Raw genomic sequence first — 15,993 nt, 5'->3', positions numbered from 1 at the left:
TAACGAGCCGACCGGGATCATTGCCCGCCCAGCGTCTCGCGAATGCCCTCTACGAATTCATCAGTAGGCAAATCGTCACTCGGCGGCATCGCCGATGGCACCCCGAACATCTCTCCACGCGACCCTTGCGTACGAATGTGATTGGCAATCTCTTGATACAACACCACCAGGGCAATACGCCGATTTATCGCATCGCCAGGCTCACTATTCGGAATCGGCACTTGATCCCCCATCCCCGCCACCCTTAGCAGATGATCAGGCTCAAGCCCTCCAGCGATGAGTTCCCGCCGAGAGGCATTGGCGCGATCCGACGACAACTCCCAATTGCTATAACCCTGCAGCCCGCCCACATAGCGCAGATTATCGGTGTGGCCACTGATGCTGATGGGGTTTGACACCTCATTGAGAAGCGGCGCCATCGTGCGCAGCAAACGTCGCATGTAGGGCGCCACTTGATCGCTGCCCAACTCGAACATGGGGCGCTTGTCGGTATCGACAAGCTGGATACGCAAGCCTTCGCGCGTCATGTCGAAGCGAAGCTGGTTGCGCAATTCACGTAACATGGGGTCGGCCTGGACGGCATTCTCAATCCGGCGACGCAGCTCTCTGAGACGCTGCGGCACGTTGCTTGGCCGTGAATCGACACGCCGATCAATTCGCTCTCGCTCACCTTCCATAGAGGTAGGGTCTGGCCCTCCCCCAGGTATGACATTGGGGCTGCTGGCCTGCTTCTCACCGCCGGCAATAGCCGTCAACAGCGGTGTACTGAAGTACTCAGCGACGCCTTGACGCTGCTGAGGCGTCGCGGAGGAGAGAATCCACAGCACCAGAAAAAGTGCCATCAAGGCGGTCATGAAGTCAGCGAGGGCAATTTTCCAGCTGCCGCCATGATGCCCGTGAACCACCTTCTTGCGCCGGATGATGATAGGGGGGCCCTGCGTACTCATGCGCCTCCCGTACCAGTAGCCTTGGCCGAGCGCACATGTTCTTCGAGCTCAGCGAACCCCGGTCGCTCATCGCTATGCAGCGCCTTGCGACCAAACTCCACCGCCAGCTGCGGGGCATAGCCATTGAGGCTGGCAAGCAACGTCACGCGTATGCACTGCAGCATCTTGACGCCTTCCTGAACCTGACGATCAATGCGGCTCGCTATAGGGTTGAAAAACCCATAGCCGAGCAGAATGCCAAGAAAGGTGCCGACCAAGGCATGGGCGATCATCACCCCCATTTGCTCCGGGCCAGCATCGGCAGAGCTCAAGGCCTTCACGACCCCCATTACCGCCGCCACGATGCCAAATGCCGGCAGACCATCACCGACTTTTCCCAGGGCGTCGGCAGGAATGTGAGCTTCGTGCTCGAAGGCTTCGATCTCATGAAGCATCAGCTCATCCAGCTGATGAGGATCCATGCCCCCACTGACCATCAGACGCAAGTAGTCCGTGATGAAACCTATGATCATGGGGTCATTGATGACCTTGGGGTGGTCAGAAAAAATCGGGCTGTCTTCGGGCGTGTCTATGTCACGTTCGATGCCCAGCATGCCTTCGCGGCGCACCTTGGTGAGCAGCTTGTACATCACCGCCATGACTTCCATGTAGGTCTGCTTATCGTACTTGGCGGTGCGTTTGAGCTTGGAGAAGCTCTTGATGGTGGCCTTCATCGCCTTGCCGTTATTGGCAGCGACGAAAGCACCGAAGGCGCCGCCGCAGATCATCAAGATCTCGGTCGGCTGATAGAGAGGGCCCAGCTTACCGCCGGCCAGGGCAAAACCGCCGAAAACCGACAGCGTCACGATGATGAATCCGAGGGGTATAAACACTGGCTGTGTCCTTCACTTCGGCGAATGGCGTCTAAAACCACTATCGGCAATATTCGCCAAGCCTTGAGGGTCAAGGGAGCAAAAACCAGCGGGTCGCGCCTCAAGGGCGCAACGAAATGCCCCGGCCAATGGGCCGGGGCATCAGTAAGGAAGGCTAGCTATGACAGCATTAAGAACATACAGGGGCGCTGCGCTACATCGTTTCGTGCCGTATCGCGCTAGTTAGAGGCAGATACAAAAGACTCAGCGCTGGCTTGGGCGGTACGCTTGCGTGTCTTACCTGCGCGCGAGGGTGGCTGGCAGATACCGCACACGAACTCCTGGGCCGGGGTATGGGCATGAGCCACAAAATGCCCTTTGCAAGCCGTGCACGAAGCAAGCTCGAGCAACTCGCTCTCAAAGAAACGCACTAGCGTCCAGGCCCTAGTCAACCCCAGAACGGGCTCGGCTCCATCAATACTGACCTGCTCCAGGTACAGCCGGTACGCCTTGACGAACGCCTCCATACGATCACAGTTATAATCTACGCGTAGGCGCTGATAGTAATTATAGAAGAGTGATGAATGAATATTAGGTAGCCAAGTAATAAACCAGTCCGCTGAGAACGGTAACATGCCTTTAGGGGGAGACATGCCCCGCACTTCCTTGTAAAGCCTGATCAAGCGTCCACGACTAAGGTTGGTCTCGGTTTCAAGCACCTGGAGGCGAGCGCCCAGCTCTATAAGCTCAACTGCCATCTGGACTTGCTGCATCTCCATCACTAGGCTTTTTTCGCTCATGCCATGCCTCCAGCTTGCCCGGCTGATGTTATCTCAGCCTGCGACAGCAACATCGACGTATGGGTCTGCGCGAGTCCATGCTCTCGTCGCTGCTGCACCAATGTCTGCAATTGATCAGCATCATTGAGGCTTAGCTGACAAAGCAGCTGATTGGTGCGAGATAGCTGGCCAAGCTGGCGCGCCGATAGCGAGACGAGTAGATCGGCCATCTCCTCATCGACCTTGAGCCGAAACATCGCCATCGAACGGTCATCAGCTAGCATGCGCTGCGCCAGCAGCAAATACGAAAGGTTCAAGTCCTGAATTTCATCCAGTAACTGCTGATTGATCATGTTGGCCCCTGCAATTATTTGGAATTGTTAATAAACCATGACAATACCTGACATCATCTGTCGGCTTTTATAATTAGACGTCTGGTTCTTATGTAAGTCATTTTTAGTTCTTTAGCCCTGCTTTTTCAACCAGCCTCTAATGCTTTCACAGAAAGCGTTACAAATGGTGATACGAAGGAAATACGGAAGGAAGAGGCCGTAAATTAAGCATTCAGCCATCATCAGTCGCTGAAAGGCGACGCCAGGGAACCTGTATAATTTCTAAAAAACACAAAAGTTTTCATAAAATTACACAAAAACCTGACCATTTGTTAACCAAAGGACATGGTGTACGTTGCGCAGGAGGGTGCAGAAAACAGTAGAAGGGACGCCAAAGAGTGACGAAAGTAACGCTAACGCGACTCATCTGAGGCTGGCACAAGATCACGAACCCAGATCAGTAGCTCAGCGATCACCTGATAGAGTTCAGGGGGGATTTTTTCGTCGAGGTCCAGCTGCATGAGCATGCCTACCAAGGCCGGCGCATCATGGATGAAAATATCATGCTCTCGAGCCGCCTCGATGATGCGCTCTGCCATGTCGCCATACCCCTTGGCGACGAGCTGGGGCGCCTTTTCACCTTGACGGTACGCCAACGCCACGGCTTGGCGTCGCCCGCCAGGAAATGTCTCGCTCACGCCAGAGCTCCTTCATGCTGTTGGGGCCGCTGTACCATATTGAGATGAATGGTATCGAAACCGCAGGCCTGCAAGCGCGAACGCAAGGAGGCACCTCCTTCCTTGAGCCTTGTTAATACAGCCTCGTTCTCGGCGCTTAACGTGATATCGAGTTGCCTTGGCACGATACTCAACTCCACATCCAACTTGCCAAGCCCCGCCACCTGCAACGACATCTGGGTTCGCCAAGCGCCTTGGCCTGAATCTTCTTCAGACTCATCGGAGGCCGGCTGATCACTGTCGCCCTGCTTGCCAGCAGGCATCTGCACGATAAGCGCCATGAACACGCCAGACCAGACATCACCTTCCCAGCGCAATACTGGCGACGGCGCGGCCAACATTTCCAGCTGATGACGAACCACACTCTGCTGCGCCTCATCCAGACCATCGGCATTGCCCGGGGCTTGCCCAGATGCCTGAATCGCACGCTCCGCCGCACCAAGGGGCTGATGAGTATCGACTCTCTCTGCCCCATCGCCCTGCACCGCCAATGGTAGCTGCCCTGCCCCAGTTACCGCAGATTGCCCGGCTACCGGCTGCATAAGCGGCGACATATGGGCGCCTTGGCTAGCCGGTGGGGCCCCTGGGGTTGGCATACCTCCTGCCAAGGGGGCGCCAGCACCTGCACCTGAGGTGGCGAACGATGCGGACCCAAAGAGGATATTCAGCAAACTGCTATTCGCCTGGGGCGGCGGGAAGGTCAACAGCATGGGCGTTGTGGTGATAGGCGTCAGCGGCTGGAAAGCGCTACCGGTATTGAAGCGCTGCATCTGTGGTTCCAGCATCAGCTGCTGGCGGGGCATTTCGCCGCGATACCATTTCGACACATGCGATTCGTAGAAGAGCCCGCTAGTCTCGATGCTTTGCTGAAGACGCGAAGCCAACTGAGATGAATCACCCATGTTGGTCGACGCCACCATCAGCGGCGCTTGAGCGCGAAGAGTCGATAGCGGAGCGGGGAAGCGGTCAAGAACATTGGCGATCGTTTGCGCCGATGCACTGAAATGCGTTTGCGTCGATGCCGGGAATTGGCCCGTCGAGCGCGGTTCCGCTGTGCCAGGCAACGACTGATCTAGCGAACGCCCAACTAATGGGGCCTGGGCCGTTAATTGGCGAGGATCAAGCCGAGAATCGCTGCGCAATGCCTGGACGGACTCCCCCGGGCTTGTGGGCTGCACCGGGGCATTGAGGTCTTTCGGTACCTGAATATCGACCCGCTTCCCCAGCACTTGATGGAGAAGTGTGTCGATCAAAGGCGTGATGCCGCTCAAGCATCACCCTTCTGGAAGCGCGCCGGACCACCAAGAACCTGAAACCCCGAGGTAGCGCGATACGCGGTATCAACCGAGCGCTTGCGCTGACTGGCGTTCAGCAAGCTAGCAAGCTCTTCGCGTCGTTTTTCCAGACGGCGGCGAATGTCCAGGTCGTTCTCCAGAATGCCTTCGAGCAGCAGCGCCTTGCGCTCGCTTTGGTTCGCATCCAGTACCTGACCGGCCTCTAGTTTCGACAATCGCTCGACGTCGACGACGTAGTCTGCCTCCTCCTCGAGCAGGCGGCTCCAGTCTTCTTCGCAGGCGAAGGCCAGCATCCGGCTTGAACGCTCCCATAACGCCTCATAACTGGCAATAGTGGCGTGAGCGCTGCTGTCTTCCATGAACCGCTGCTCTTTCATGTCATACCTCGCTAGACCGGGCACCAATATCACGCCAGGCGGAACCGATACTCTCAAGCAACACCGAAGCCTCATCCAGGCGCTCTTGATCATTGCGCAGGTTGGCTTCCATCAGCAGCCGGGCAACATAGTCATAGAGTGACCACAGTCGCTCGGCAATCTCGCCGCCCTTTTCAGCATCAAGCGCGGCCTGTAAGCCGTTGTTGACGATGTCCAATGCCTTGGAAATGGCGAGGCCCTTCTCCGCCACATTACCGTCCTGCATATGGATGCGCGCCTTGCGGATCGATGCCTGAGCACCGTCAAAGAGCATGCTGATGAGCTGATGCGGCGACGCCGACATCACCCCACTTTCCACGCCAACCCGAGCGTAGGCCTTGGCACCTTTACCGTAGGCAGCGGCTCCTCTCATGGCACTCATAGGTAGTTCCTCGTGTTCAGCAGAAGTAGTTGCTGATGTTTACAGTGGTGCTCAGCCGGCTAGCTCCGACCCAGCTGAGCATTCATGTTGTCGAACTGCTGGGTCAGGTAACTGCTTGTCGAATTCATGTTGGCAATCATGCTATCCAGCTGTGCAAACTGAGTACGATAGCGAGCAATCGTGTCGTTGATGCTCTCCTCGGTGCGAGTGTAGCGCTCACCCAAACGCTCGATGGTGTCTTCGAGCCCCTGCGTCGAATTGGCTACCAAGCCACCATCTTCCAACATGCGCCCCAGCACACCATCGACCTTCCCGGCCAAGCCGCCTGCCTCATCGGCACCGGTAAAAAACGCACTGAGGGCCGACAAATCATTGCTGACCGCCTCGCCAAGCGCTTCTTCGTCGAGTTCAAGCGAGCCATCGACCTTGAGACTGATGCCAACATCCGAGAGCATCTGGAAGGTGCCATCCCCGGCATCGCCGCCCAGGACATTGCGAAGCTGAGATTCAACACTACGAAGGGTGCTATCACCCAGCAGCTCACCCGCGGCACCGGTTTCTGCATTGAAGCTGGTCAGATCCGCCATCTTTGTCTGAAGCTTGTTGTAGCTATCGACAAAGCCCTTCACTGCGGATTCCACGGCACCGTTGTCACGCTCGACCGCGAGGGTCGCGGTACCGGTTTCGGCAAGCGACAACGTCACACCCTGGACCGCGCCTTCAACGGTGTTGGACTGGCTAGAAATATCAATACCATTGACGCTCAGCTCCGCATTGGCAGCGGTGACCGACTCGGTCATGGCTGACAACGCCACTCCCAGATCACTGCCAGTATCGCTAAATGTCACGCTCATCTGTGACTCGGTGCCGGTCTCCTCGGATGTCAGTACCAGCCGATAAGGCTGGCCAGCGGTGCCACTACCATCGAAGCCACCACCATCATTAACGATCGATGCCCGGATACCGGCACCCGACGCATTGATGCTGTCTCGCACATCTTCGAGTGAGCTATCGGCAGCGATCTCGATATTCGTATCGTCGCCGCCTCCTACGCTGAGCGTCAGTGTTCCCGCGGACGCCAAGCTATCGGAACTGCTGGTTACACCTGCAGCCGCAAGACTTTGAGCCCTGGCGAGTTGAGTCACTTCGATATCATAGCGACCAGGGGCCGCGTCGCTGCCACCCGCTGCCGTCACGGCGCTGCCCGTCACCTCGCTGGTCACGCCCTGAAAGAACTCGGCGTTATTCAGCTTGGCGGCGGCATCCTGAAACTGCGACAGCGAGCTTTCCAACTGACCATAGGCCGATATCTGCGACTGATAGCTACGCTGCTGCTGTGTGATGGGCGCGAGCTTTTCTCGCTCGGCACTCTTGAGCTGGTCCAAGAGCCCGTTAAGATCGAGCCCCGAGCCAATACCCAGTGATGAAATTGACGCCATGCCGGTGCCTCCTGTTACGAGCCATTCTGCCAACTACAGCGTCACCGCAAGGGGGCGAATAGCCTGTCTAATTCCCGTTAATTCGAATATCGACACCCAGCCCAGGAACTTTAGGAACGTGGCTGACTATCGTCATGGTTATTTAAAAGAGCTTGATCTATGAGGGAGTACTGGCGGAAGGCACGGCGAGCGTCTCGACTGGTTTGCCTAGCAACGTAAGCTCCCGCTTTTCAATCACGGCGCCCATGTATCTCGTGGCGGCAACAGGGCTATCGGTTAACTGTACACGGGCAGGCTGACCTTGCTCATCGATGTTCAACACCCAGGCAAGCTCTCCTCCGGCATAGCGCACCAGCGAGCCGATCGGCGCAATGCCGAAGTGGCGGATATAGCGCTTCACCCAACGCTGATCGAACTGATGCGGATGACGAAGCAAGTACTTGTAGATGCCATCTATCGACCAGGCCTCACGGTCAGGGCGGTCGCGACCCATCGCATCGATAACATCAACGACCGCCATCAGTCGAGACAGCTCATGCAGCTTGTCGCCCTGCAAGCCCCTTGGGTAACCGCTGCCGTCCAGGCGCTCATTAGCGCCGGTGACAACCGCCTGCATGACCGCCCGAGAAAGCCAGGTACAACCCGCAAGGGCCTCCATCACGCGCCCCACGTGGGCGTGCAATTCACGGTACTGGTCAGCATCAAGCGACGTCGCTTCGCGCAAGGCATCAGGCAGCAGCGACTTGCCAAGATCATGCACCATGGCGCTCGCCAGCAGCGCCTTGCGTATTTCATGTGGCATCGCCTGTTGCCCGGCAATATCGGCCAGGCGCACCGCAACGGCCAGCCCATGCTGAACCAGCACTGAATCACGCTGCAGGCATACCAGCGCAAACAACATGGCCTCGCGATCTTCATCCAGCAGCGCCAATAAGCGATCAGCATGGCGTGACAGCTGCACGGAATCGATGCGACGCCCCTGCTTTATCGCAAAGAGCTGGTTATCAAGATAGGCAGCAAGGCGTGCCAGCCGCTGTGTCATGGGCGTGGCATATTCCACATCCTGGCTCGTCGCGGTGGGCGCTTGGCGACGTTCAACTGCCTGGAACAACGGAGAAGGCTCTTTCTCGGGATGCCTTCCGTCTTGAACCGCTCTTGCGCGCCGGGCCGTTTCACGCTCGATCTCGCGCACGAAGAACCATAGCTGCCGCTCTTGCTCGGCATTGCGCGCCACGAACTCGAAGCCTGCAAAAAACATTTGCCGCTCCAGATCCGAAGCGTCATGGCGAAGTGCGCCACTAAGCACCAACTGGCTGTGATTGGGGAAAACCAGTTTCAGCTCGATGGTCGACGGCGCCGATGCCAGCAGCGAGCCCTTACCCAGCGGCAGAACTACCAACGCCCCCTCAAGCGACAGGTTCTTGAGAGCGCCCTGCAAAGGCGTCGGGGCTTTCTCATGGTGAAGCAACACCTTCGCGTCCATGCTGGCACTCAGCTCGGCACGAAAATTATCCCGACGCTGCAACACCTCCAGCTGCTCAGGGTACGGCATTTCACATAAAAGCCGCCCTTCGACTTCATAGGCCTGGGTAACCGTCAATACCGGCGTACGCACGAGCTTCGCTCTTGCTTGCCCCAGCAACCGAAAACCCAGCCCTCGCTTGAGCTCGCCCGCCACTTCGCGAATCGCACTGATATCAAGCACCAGCGATTCGTCGGCGCGAACATCCATCAATAACACCGGCAGCGGCTGGCTCCCGGGTTTATCCAGCATCAGCGAAGCGCCTCCCGGCTCGCTTAACACCTCCAGAAGCTCCTGCATCTCGCGTGCATTGCTTACCGGCTTGTAATCGCCACTTGCTTCTGCCATCCCATCCTCATCCTTTCGATTGCACTGCCCGCACCTAGATAAAGGCACGTACAGAAACGTCCCTGTTTATCGTATCGGCTTGATGTCACAAATCTTTATCGCCTAGCGCTGCGGGGCTGCGATTTTCATAAGCGATTCGAATCGCCCCGCACTGGAAAAGCTCAGCCGGTAATAGCCTTCCACGCCATCCTTGCCCACCACCCTGCTCAAGGCACTGGCGGGAAATGCCACGCGGCGCCCATCCAGCGCCTGGGCATATACCTGCTGCACCTGCCCCTGGTAGTAATCCAGGCATTGCTTACGGCTAAGGCTCAGCCAGATATCAACACTCGGCACCATCTCTCCTTAATCACCTGGCTTCAGGTTGGATATTCCGCTCTTCAAGCATCGCTCCACCTGGCAGGCACGCCTGAAATAGCGCACTAGCGTAGCACCATCTGATTCTGATGGCCGCGCGCCTTGAGCTCGCCATGAAGCAACGCGAAATTCACCAAGCCCGAGAGATCCCTAGCGAACAGCCAAGCAATCAACCAAACGAGCCACAGTTGGCTTATGCATCAGCCGCTGCAACCCATTCCACAGCATCGGCTTGAGCCTTAATCAAAAAATCTGTATTCAGCCCTAAAGCTTTCTCGACACCTTCCGATAACTGGAGTAACGGCCAACGGCGCCGTTGTGGCAGGCCCGGCATGACTCAATCAGCCGACACCGCGGCCAGCCAATGGAGCCCTCAAAAATAGGAAGGACATCATTATGTCAATGGGAATCAACACCAACATCACCGCGATGATCGGTCAGCAGAACCTCAGCGAATCCAAGAGCGCTCTGACCACCTCCATGGAGCGCCTGTCCTCCGGCCTGCGTATCAACAGCGCCAAGGACGATGCCGCCGGCCAGGCCATCGCCAACCGCATGACTTCTCAGATCACTGGTCTCGGCCAGGCACAGCGTAACGCCAACGACGGCATCTCCGCTGCGCAGACTGCCGAAGGTGGTCTGAACCAGATCAACGATAACCTGCAACGTGTTCGTGAACTGACCGTTCAAGCCCAGAACGGCACAAACTCTCAAGATGACCTCAATTCTATTCAGGATGAAATCGGTCAGCGTTTAGAAGAAATCGATCGCATTTCTCGCGAAACAGACTTTAACGGTACCGCAGTATTAGCTGATGGCGCCGAATCCATGACGATTCAGGTCGGTGCGAAAGATGGCCAGACTATTGATATCAATTTCTCAACCACCAACTCCGAATCTCTCGATCTCACTGGTTTTAATGTCAACCAAAAACTCGCCACCGCAGCGGGAACTGGCCCGGAAGTAACTGCTGCTGCAGGCGAAACTTTTGAAGTTGACGGTACAACCTATACCGTTTCTGCTGCCGGCAGCACAGCCGCCAATAGTACAGAAATCGCAACTGGTGCTATTGCTATCACCGGCGATCTTACAGGGTCGACTCTAGAAGGCGGCACCACTGGCGGCCTTTTCACTGATAGCGATGGCAACGTATTTATCAAAGGTACAGATACAGAAGGTAATACAAGCTTCTATGAAGCAGAGCTCAAAGTTGAAACCTCTGGTGCTGCAGCAGGTACAACACCTGTGCTCAGCTATACAGCTGGCAAAGAAGCAACCCATTTAACGGATGTTGCTACAGAGGTAGCTACTGACGAACCGCTCGCAGCCTTGGATAGCGCACTGAGTCAAGTTGATAGCCTCCGCTCCGACCTTGGTGCTGTTCAGAATCGCTTCGACTCTGCCATCACCAACTTGTCGACAAATGAGACAAACCTGTCTGCTGCTCGTTCACGCATCGAAGATGCCGACTATGCGACCGAAGTGGCCGACATGACCAAGAACCAGATCCTGCAGCAGGCCGGTACATCCGTGCTGGCCCAGGCTAACCAGCTGCCGCAGTCAGTCCTGTCTCTGCTGGGCTAAATCCCTCGGCGGTAAGACAGATCATAAGCAGGGCGAAAGCCCTGCTTTTTTTATGCCTGAAAGTCATTCATTACCAGTCAATAATTGTTAACCCCTTGACAGGGCTTACAGAGCCCACCGAACCTAACCCATCAAAAAACACTATAACCGCCAGCTTTTGCATGCTTTACCCGGCCAGCAATCGGTTAGTCTGTGGGTATTATCCAGTTTAGAGCGACACGCCATGAACAAAAAACGCCGCAGTCATGCCCACCAGGTAGATCATGCAGCTTCTTCTAGTGACCGTGGTACTCCAAGCTTCAAGAAAGCCAGAAGGCTTGTTGAAAATGCACCCCAAAATCCTGACGGCTGGAAAGCGCTGGGCGAGCATTGGCTAAACCAGAAACACTGGGATGAAGCCCTTGAGCCAATCGAGCGCGCCCTGGAATTGGCGCCGCGAGATCCTGAAGTACTGGAAATGCTGGCTCGAGTAGCGCACAACCAAGGTGATGACAATAAAGCCATTGCCCTGATCAAGCAGGCACTCGACCTTGACCCGGGCTTGACTCAAGCACACTTCCAACTATCCAAGATACTGTTCAACCGTACACAGAATGAGCAAGCCCTTGTACATATTGATCAAGCTCTGACAATACAGCCCAAGCATTTGGGAATGCTGTCTCTCAGGGGCAATATCCTCTATCGATTGCATCGGTACCAGGATGCCATCGATTTATTCGATAACCTCCTAAAAAAGCAGCCTACGAACTATAGCCATTGGAATAACGCCGCCAATCTGCGCCGTGATCTTGGCTTGCTGGATGAAGCAGACAGTTTCTATCGTCAGTCCATCGAACTTACCAATGATGACGCAAAGCCTTATTCCAACCGGCTGACTGCACTGCACTACAACCCCAATGCTACGCGTGCCGCTATGTTCGAGGTATGTCGGGAGTGGGAGAAGCGCTATGGACCTACACAGGGAAAAAACCGCCCTCGGCCTAGCAATATTGCTCACAACAAACGTCTGAGTATCGGCATGATATCAGATGGATTTCGTCAGCATCCGGTAGGCCGAATGATCACAACGGTACTGGAGGAAATAGCCCCACATGAATTGGCGCTATATGCTTACAGCACTAATAATGCCGTCGACCCCTTGACGATACGTATTCGTAAGGTGACAACCCAATGGATGCCGGTAGCACACTTATCCGATGAGGCGCTGGCTCAACAGGTCCGTGATGACAAAATCGATATCCTGATCGACCTGGCAGGCCATAACACCGGAAGCCGCATGCGCGTGATGGCCATGCAGCCAGCGCCACTTCTTGTCAAGTGGGTGGGAGGGCTGATCAATACCACCGGGCTCAGTGCTATGGACTACCTGTTGACAGATAAGATTGAGTCACCAGGTGGCGAAGATGCTTACTACACTGAAAAACTGATTCGAATGCCGGATGACTATATCTGCTACGACCCCGGCAGCGATCAAGGCGAAGTTCAGCCGCTGCCGGCACTTCATAATGGCTATGTGACGTTGGGATGTTTCAATAACCCTTCCAAGGTCAACACGGAAACACTTGCCGAGTGGGCCACACTCATGCACCAGCTGCCCAACTCGCGGCTATTTCTAAAGGGCTTTCAATACAGCAGCGAAGAGCTAACCCAACGTGTTTTAGACTCAATGTCCTACCATGGCATCGAGAGTAAGCGGTTGATAATTGAAGGCCCCTCACCTCACGCCGAGTTGCTGGAAGCCTATAACCGAGTAGACATCGCCCTTGATCCCTGGCCCTACTCCGGCGGACTGACCACCTGCGAAGCCTTATTGATGGGAGTGCCGGTGGTGACCCTGCCAGGCCCAACCTTTGCCGGACGACACAGCGCAACGCACCTAGTTAATGCCGGCATGCCGGAGCTGGTCACGCAAAGCTGGGATGAATACCGCGCCCGCGTGATCGAGCTCGCCAGCGATCTTGAAAGCTTGGCAACCATACGCCAGCACCTGCGCGATGTACTGCTGCAATCACCGGTTTGCGACGGCCCTCGCTTCGCCAGGCACTTTACAAATGCTATGCGCGCCATTTGGCAACGTTACTGTGATAACAAGGCTCCCGCGGCTCTAACCCTCGACAGAGAGGGCGAAGCCCAGTTTGAAGGTGACGACGCCCCGGTTGAAATAAAAAAAGCCGAAGCACAGGAAAGTACTGCCGAGTTTCGTTGGCAACTCGAGGGCAAGCTCATTGCTGTGGATAACGGTGGGCAACTCCTTCACAACGATGTCGTTCGTCAACTGCTGCAGCGCAACGCTCTAGAGCTCATCGCCTTCGACCCCAGCAGCCAGGCGCCGGAAACCTCGCTCAAGCAGCATAAAGGCGTGCACTACTACCCCAACGCCACACTGGGTGACGGTCAATCGAGTCAGCTTCATGCCTGCCTGGATTCCAAGTTCAGCGCTACCCTGACGCCACTCGGTGATGAACATCAACCGGAGGCTATCCGCAAGGGCAGCCAGGTACTCACCCGACTTCCGCTCAGCAGCATCGCACTGGACAGTATCCAAGGAATCCCTGCCATCGACTGGCTGGTATTGGACGATCTGAATGATGCCAACGCAATTCTCGACAACGGCACTCAGGCGCTGAAAGACACCCTGCTACTCCAGGTGAAGATTGCATTTCAGCCCACCCACGAGCGCCAACCTAACTTGGCAGAAGTTCAACACTGGGCCAGCCGTCATGGGTTCCGGTTCTATCGGCTACACGAACCGCAACACCGTAGCCACCTCTCCGAAAGCGTTCCCTTGGAGAAGCGGCAAGCTACAGAGCTTAACAATGCCGACGCGCTGTTCATCCCCAATGCTCCCAGGATGGCGACTCTGGACGACAATCAGCGGATGAAGCTCGCCTTCATTCTGCACTCCTGCTTCGACATCAAGGATCTCAGCCACGAGCTGGTCGCCATGGTGAACCCCGAGCTTGCCGAAGCCTATCTTCAGCAGGCCGGCATCACCGAGCCCCCAGCCCGTCGAGAAGTCGCCGCGGCACCGTCTCCCACTCCAACGGCATCCGCCGGGAACGACCACGGATCGGCGGACGACAAGATCGAGGATGAGAGCATCTTCGTGATCGGCTGCGGCCACAGTGGCACGACGCTGATGGCCTCCATCCTCGGCGCCCACCCGGAAATCCACAGCATCCCCCGGGAGACCTACTGGTTCCTTAACAATCCGAATGTGGACCGCGAATATCCTAAGGAGAAGCGTCTTTGCCTCCAGGAGGGCAAACGCCTCGTGTGCGAAAAGACACCTCGGCATATCTACCGCATCAGTGAAATTCAAGAGAAGTTTCCCAATGCGAAATTCGTGGCAATGCTTAGAGATGGTCGCGACGTGGTCGGCTCGCTGAAGAATCGCTCGGGCTCACTTGAGGGCGGCATCAAGCGCTGGATCGCCGACAATCGGGCGCTGCTCCAACACGAGGACAATCCTCGGGTGCACTGGGTCAAGTACGAGGACCTCGTGACGGACCAAGTTGGCACCATGCAGAAGGTCTTCGACTTCCTGACGCTTGATTACACCGACAAGGTCTTCGACTTCCACAAGAAGGATTACAACTGGTTTGGCGTTCAAGACGCACAGGAAACCGATGGAAAAGGAGAAAAGAACCACCTGCAGCGCCGTTCCTGGCAAATGACCCAGCCAATACACGATCGCCGCGGCGTATGGAAAGACCACTTGGACGACAACGAAGTCGTCCAGGTGATCAGCCGCTGCTCCGACATGATGCGGCGTCTGGGGTATTCACAGGAAAACTACTAACTGACAGGTCCCTGATAATCAGATGTGTAATGGAAGGTGGCCTCTGCTGGCAGCAAGGGGCCTTCAAGTGATTTGCTCGGTGGAGAAGATGCGCAGGGTTCTGGAGTATTGAACATCGGCATAGGTATTCCTTTTCGAATGCTCAGGCGCACTGAAAACCGCGGGTGCTGCGCTTAATATTTGGACTCTAAGTACAACGCCTGGATATGCCTACCAAGCCGAGGCGATTCAAACGCTTCCCAGGCCCCACAGTCGCGACGGGTCGGCCACTCGAACAGTCAGCTGCCCAGGCGACTGACCGGCACCGGGCGGGCGATGCCATCCCCCTGGACCAGCCGGCACCCCAGCTTCACCAGTGAGCGGCAGAAACGACTGTACATCTCATCACGAAACTTGATGAGTTACGTATTGCACTTAGCCAGTTAAACCTCTACCACCTAGGATCTGATAGCTCCTAACACGAAATCCATGGCATTGCAGGAGTCGGTATGCAGCACTTGACGCTACACAACAGCCAACATATCCATAAGCAGCATCTAGCTGTTGACAAGAAATCGCGATCTTTGGCGAAAAGCCAGCGACCGATAATTCTTTGGTTTACCGGACTCTCGGGCGCAGGAAAATCCACCATCGCCAGTCTGGTGGAAATGAAACTACACGCCGCTGGCCAGCACACCTACCTGCTCGACGGCGACAATGTGCGCCATGGATTGAACCGAGACCTGGGCTTCACCGATGCTGGTCGCGTGGAGAATATTCGACGTGTAAGCGAAGTCGCCAAGCTGATGGTTGATGCTGGCTTGATAGTACTAACAGCCCTCATTTCGCCGTTTCGCAGTGAGCGCCAGATGGCTCGGGAGCTCATGGAAGACGGTGAATTCATCGAGATTTTCGTCGACACATCATTGGATTTTGCTGAAGAGCATGATCCCAAGGGCCTTTACAAGAAAGCGCGCCAAGGTGAAATCAAAAACTTCACCGGCATCGATTCCGCTTATGAACCACCAGAGAATCCCGACATACACCTGATGACGAGTGTCATGAGCATTGAAGAGGCGGCCGATGCCATCATCCGGTATCTTACCGAGCGCTCGCTCGTCAGCGAGCCTTAGTTTCGTATCGCGAAAAGGTAGGACTTACCCTTTACGAAAGCGAAGAAGTTGATTCTCGGAGACTTGGGTCTGCCTGTTATCTCAGGAACG

14 protein-coding genes are annotated in these 15,993 nt (G+C 55.9%); 3 read left to right on the top strand and 11 right to left on the bottom strand.

The features are described from left to right. Positions 1–17: 17 nt before the first annotated feature. The 11 genes from motB to ETC27_RS12190 form a co-directional block, all read right to left on the bottom strand. Positions 18–947 carry a flagellar motor protein MotB gene (gene motB, locus ETC27_RS12240; RefSeq protein ID WP_136255290.1) on the bottom strand — a complete coding sequence of 310 codons (930 nt, stop codon included), beginning with the start codon at positions 945–947 and terminating at the stop codon, positions 18–20. Then, entirely contained in the window at positions 944–1,819 is an 876-nt protein-coding gene (gene motA / locus ETC27_RS12235; protein WP_136255289.1) for a flagellar motor stator protein MotA, read from the bottom strand. Before motA ends, motB begins: the two co-directional genes overlap by 4 nt. Positions 1,820–2,037: 218 nt before the next feature. Then, positions 2,038–2,598 carry a flagellar transcriptional regulator FlhC gene (gene flhC / locus ETC27_RS12230; protein ID WP_136255288.1) on the bottom strand — a complete coding sequence of 187 codons (561 nt, stop codon included), beginning with the start codon at positions 2,596–2,598 and terminating at the stop codon, positions 2,038–2,040. After that, positions 2,595–2,930 (bottom strand): flagellar transcriptional regulator FlhD, encoded by a 336-nt coding sequence (gene flhD / locus ETC27_RS12225; protein ID WP_136255287.1) that lies wholly within the window; start codon positions 2,928–2,930, stop codon positions 2,595–2,597. The genes flhC and flhD overlap by 4 nt, the downstream gene beginning before the upstream one ends. A 392-nt stretch (positions 2,931–3,322) precedes the next feature. Next, positions 3,323–3,607: an EscU/YscU/HrcU family type III secretion system export apparatus switch protein gene (locus ETC27_RS12220; RefSeq protein WP_136255286.1), complete on the bottom strand. Its 285-nt coding sequence runs from the start codon at positions 3,605–3,607 to the stop codon at positions 3,323–3,325. After that, the gene (gene fliK / locus ETC27_RS12215; RefSeq protein WP_136255285.1) at positions 3,604–4,917 is read right to left on the bottom strand and encodes a flagellar hook-length control protein FliK; all 1,314 of its coding nucleotides are present in this window, start codon (positions 4,915–4,917) and stop codon (positions 3,604–3,606) included. Before fliK ends, ETC27_RS12220 begins: the two co-directional genes overlap by 4 nt. Then, positions 4,914–5,318 (bottom strand): flagellar protein FliT, encoded by a 405-nt coding sequence (locus tag ETC27_RS12210; RefSeq protein WP_168709062.1) that lies wholly within the window; start codon positions 5,316–5,318, stop codon positions 4,914–4,916. Before ETC27_RS12210 ends, fliK begins: the two co-directional genes overlap by 4 nt. Before the next feature lies 1 nt (position 5,319). Continuing rightward, positions 5,320–5,739, bottom strand: coding sequence for a flagellar export chaperone FliS (fliS, locus tag ETC27_RS12205; RefSeq protein WP_136255283.1), 420 nt, complete (start codon positions 5,737–5,739; stop codon positions 5,320–5,322). A 59-nt stretch (positions 5,740–5,798) separates the two neighbouring features. After that, on the bottom strand, positions 5,799–7,178 hold the full coding sequence (gene fliD / locus ETC27_RS12200; RefSeq protein WP_136255282.1) for a flagellar filament capping protein FliD: 1,380 nt from the start codon (positions 7,176–7,178) through the stop codon (positions 5,799–5,801). Positions 7,179–7,335: 157 nt separating this feature from the next. Continuing rightward, positions 7,336–9,048: an HD domain-containing phosphohydrolase gene (locus tag ETC27_RS12195; protein ID WP_136255281.1), complete on the bottom strand. Its 1,713-nt coding sequence runs from the start codon at positions 9,046–9,048 to the stop codon at positions 7,336–7,338. Between the two features lie 102 nt (positions 9,049–9,150). Continuing rightward, positions 9,151–9,384, bottom strand: coding sequence for a DUF2835 family protein (locus tag ETC27_RS12190; protein ID WP_136255280.1), 234 nt, complete (start codon positions 9,382–9,384; stop codon positions 9,151–9,153). 417 nt (positions 9,385–9,801) lie between these two features. Between ETC27_RS12190 and ETC27_RS12185 the strand changes: the two genes are divergently transcribed. The 3 genes from ETC27_RS12185 (at position 9,802) to cysC (ending at position 15,903) form a co-directional block, all read left to right on the top strand. After that, positions 9,802–10,989 (top strand): FliC/FljB family flagellin, encoded by a 1,188-nt coding sequence (locus ETC27_RS12185; protein WP_136255279.1) that lies wholly within the window; start codon positions 9,802–9,804, stop codon positions 10,987–10,989. 223 nt (positions 10,990–11,212) lie between these two features. Next, complete coding sequence (locus ETC27_RS12180) at positions 11,213–14,791, top strand: O-linked N-acetylglucosamine transferase family protein (protein WP_136255278.1); 3,579 nt, start codon at positions 11,213–11,215, stop codon at positions 14,789–14,791. 488 nt (positions 14,792–15,279) lie between these two features. Then, positions 15,280–15,903 carry an adenylyl-sulfate kinase gene (gene cysC / locus ETC27_RS12175; protein WP_136255277.1) on the top strand — a complete coding sequence of 208 codons (624 nt, stop codon included), beginning with the start codon at positions 15,280–15,282 and terminating at the stop codon, positions 15,901–15,903. Positions 15,904–15,993: the final 90 nt, after the last annotated feature.

The organism is Onishia niordana (genome assembly GCF_004798965.1).
GTDB classification, from domain to species: domain Bacteria; phylum Pseudomonadota; class Gammaproteobacteria; order Pseudomonadales; family Halomonadaceae; genus Onishia; species Onishia niordana.
This window is presented reverse-complemented; position numbering and strand designations above follow the sequence as displayed.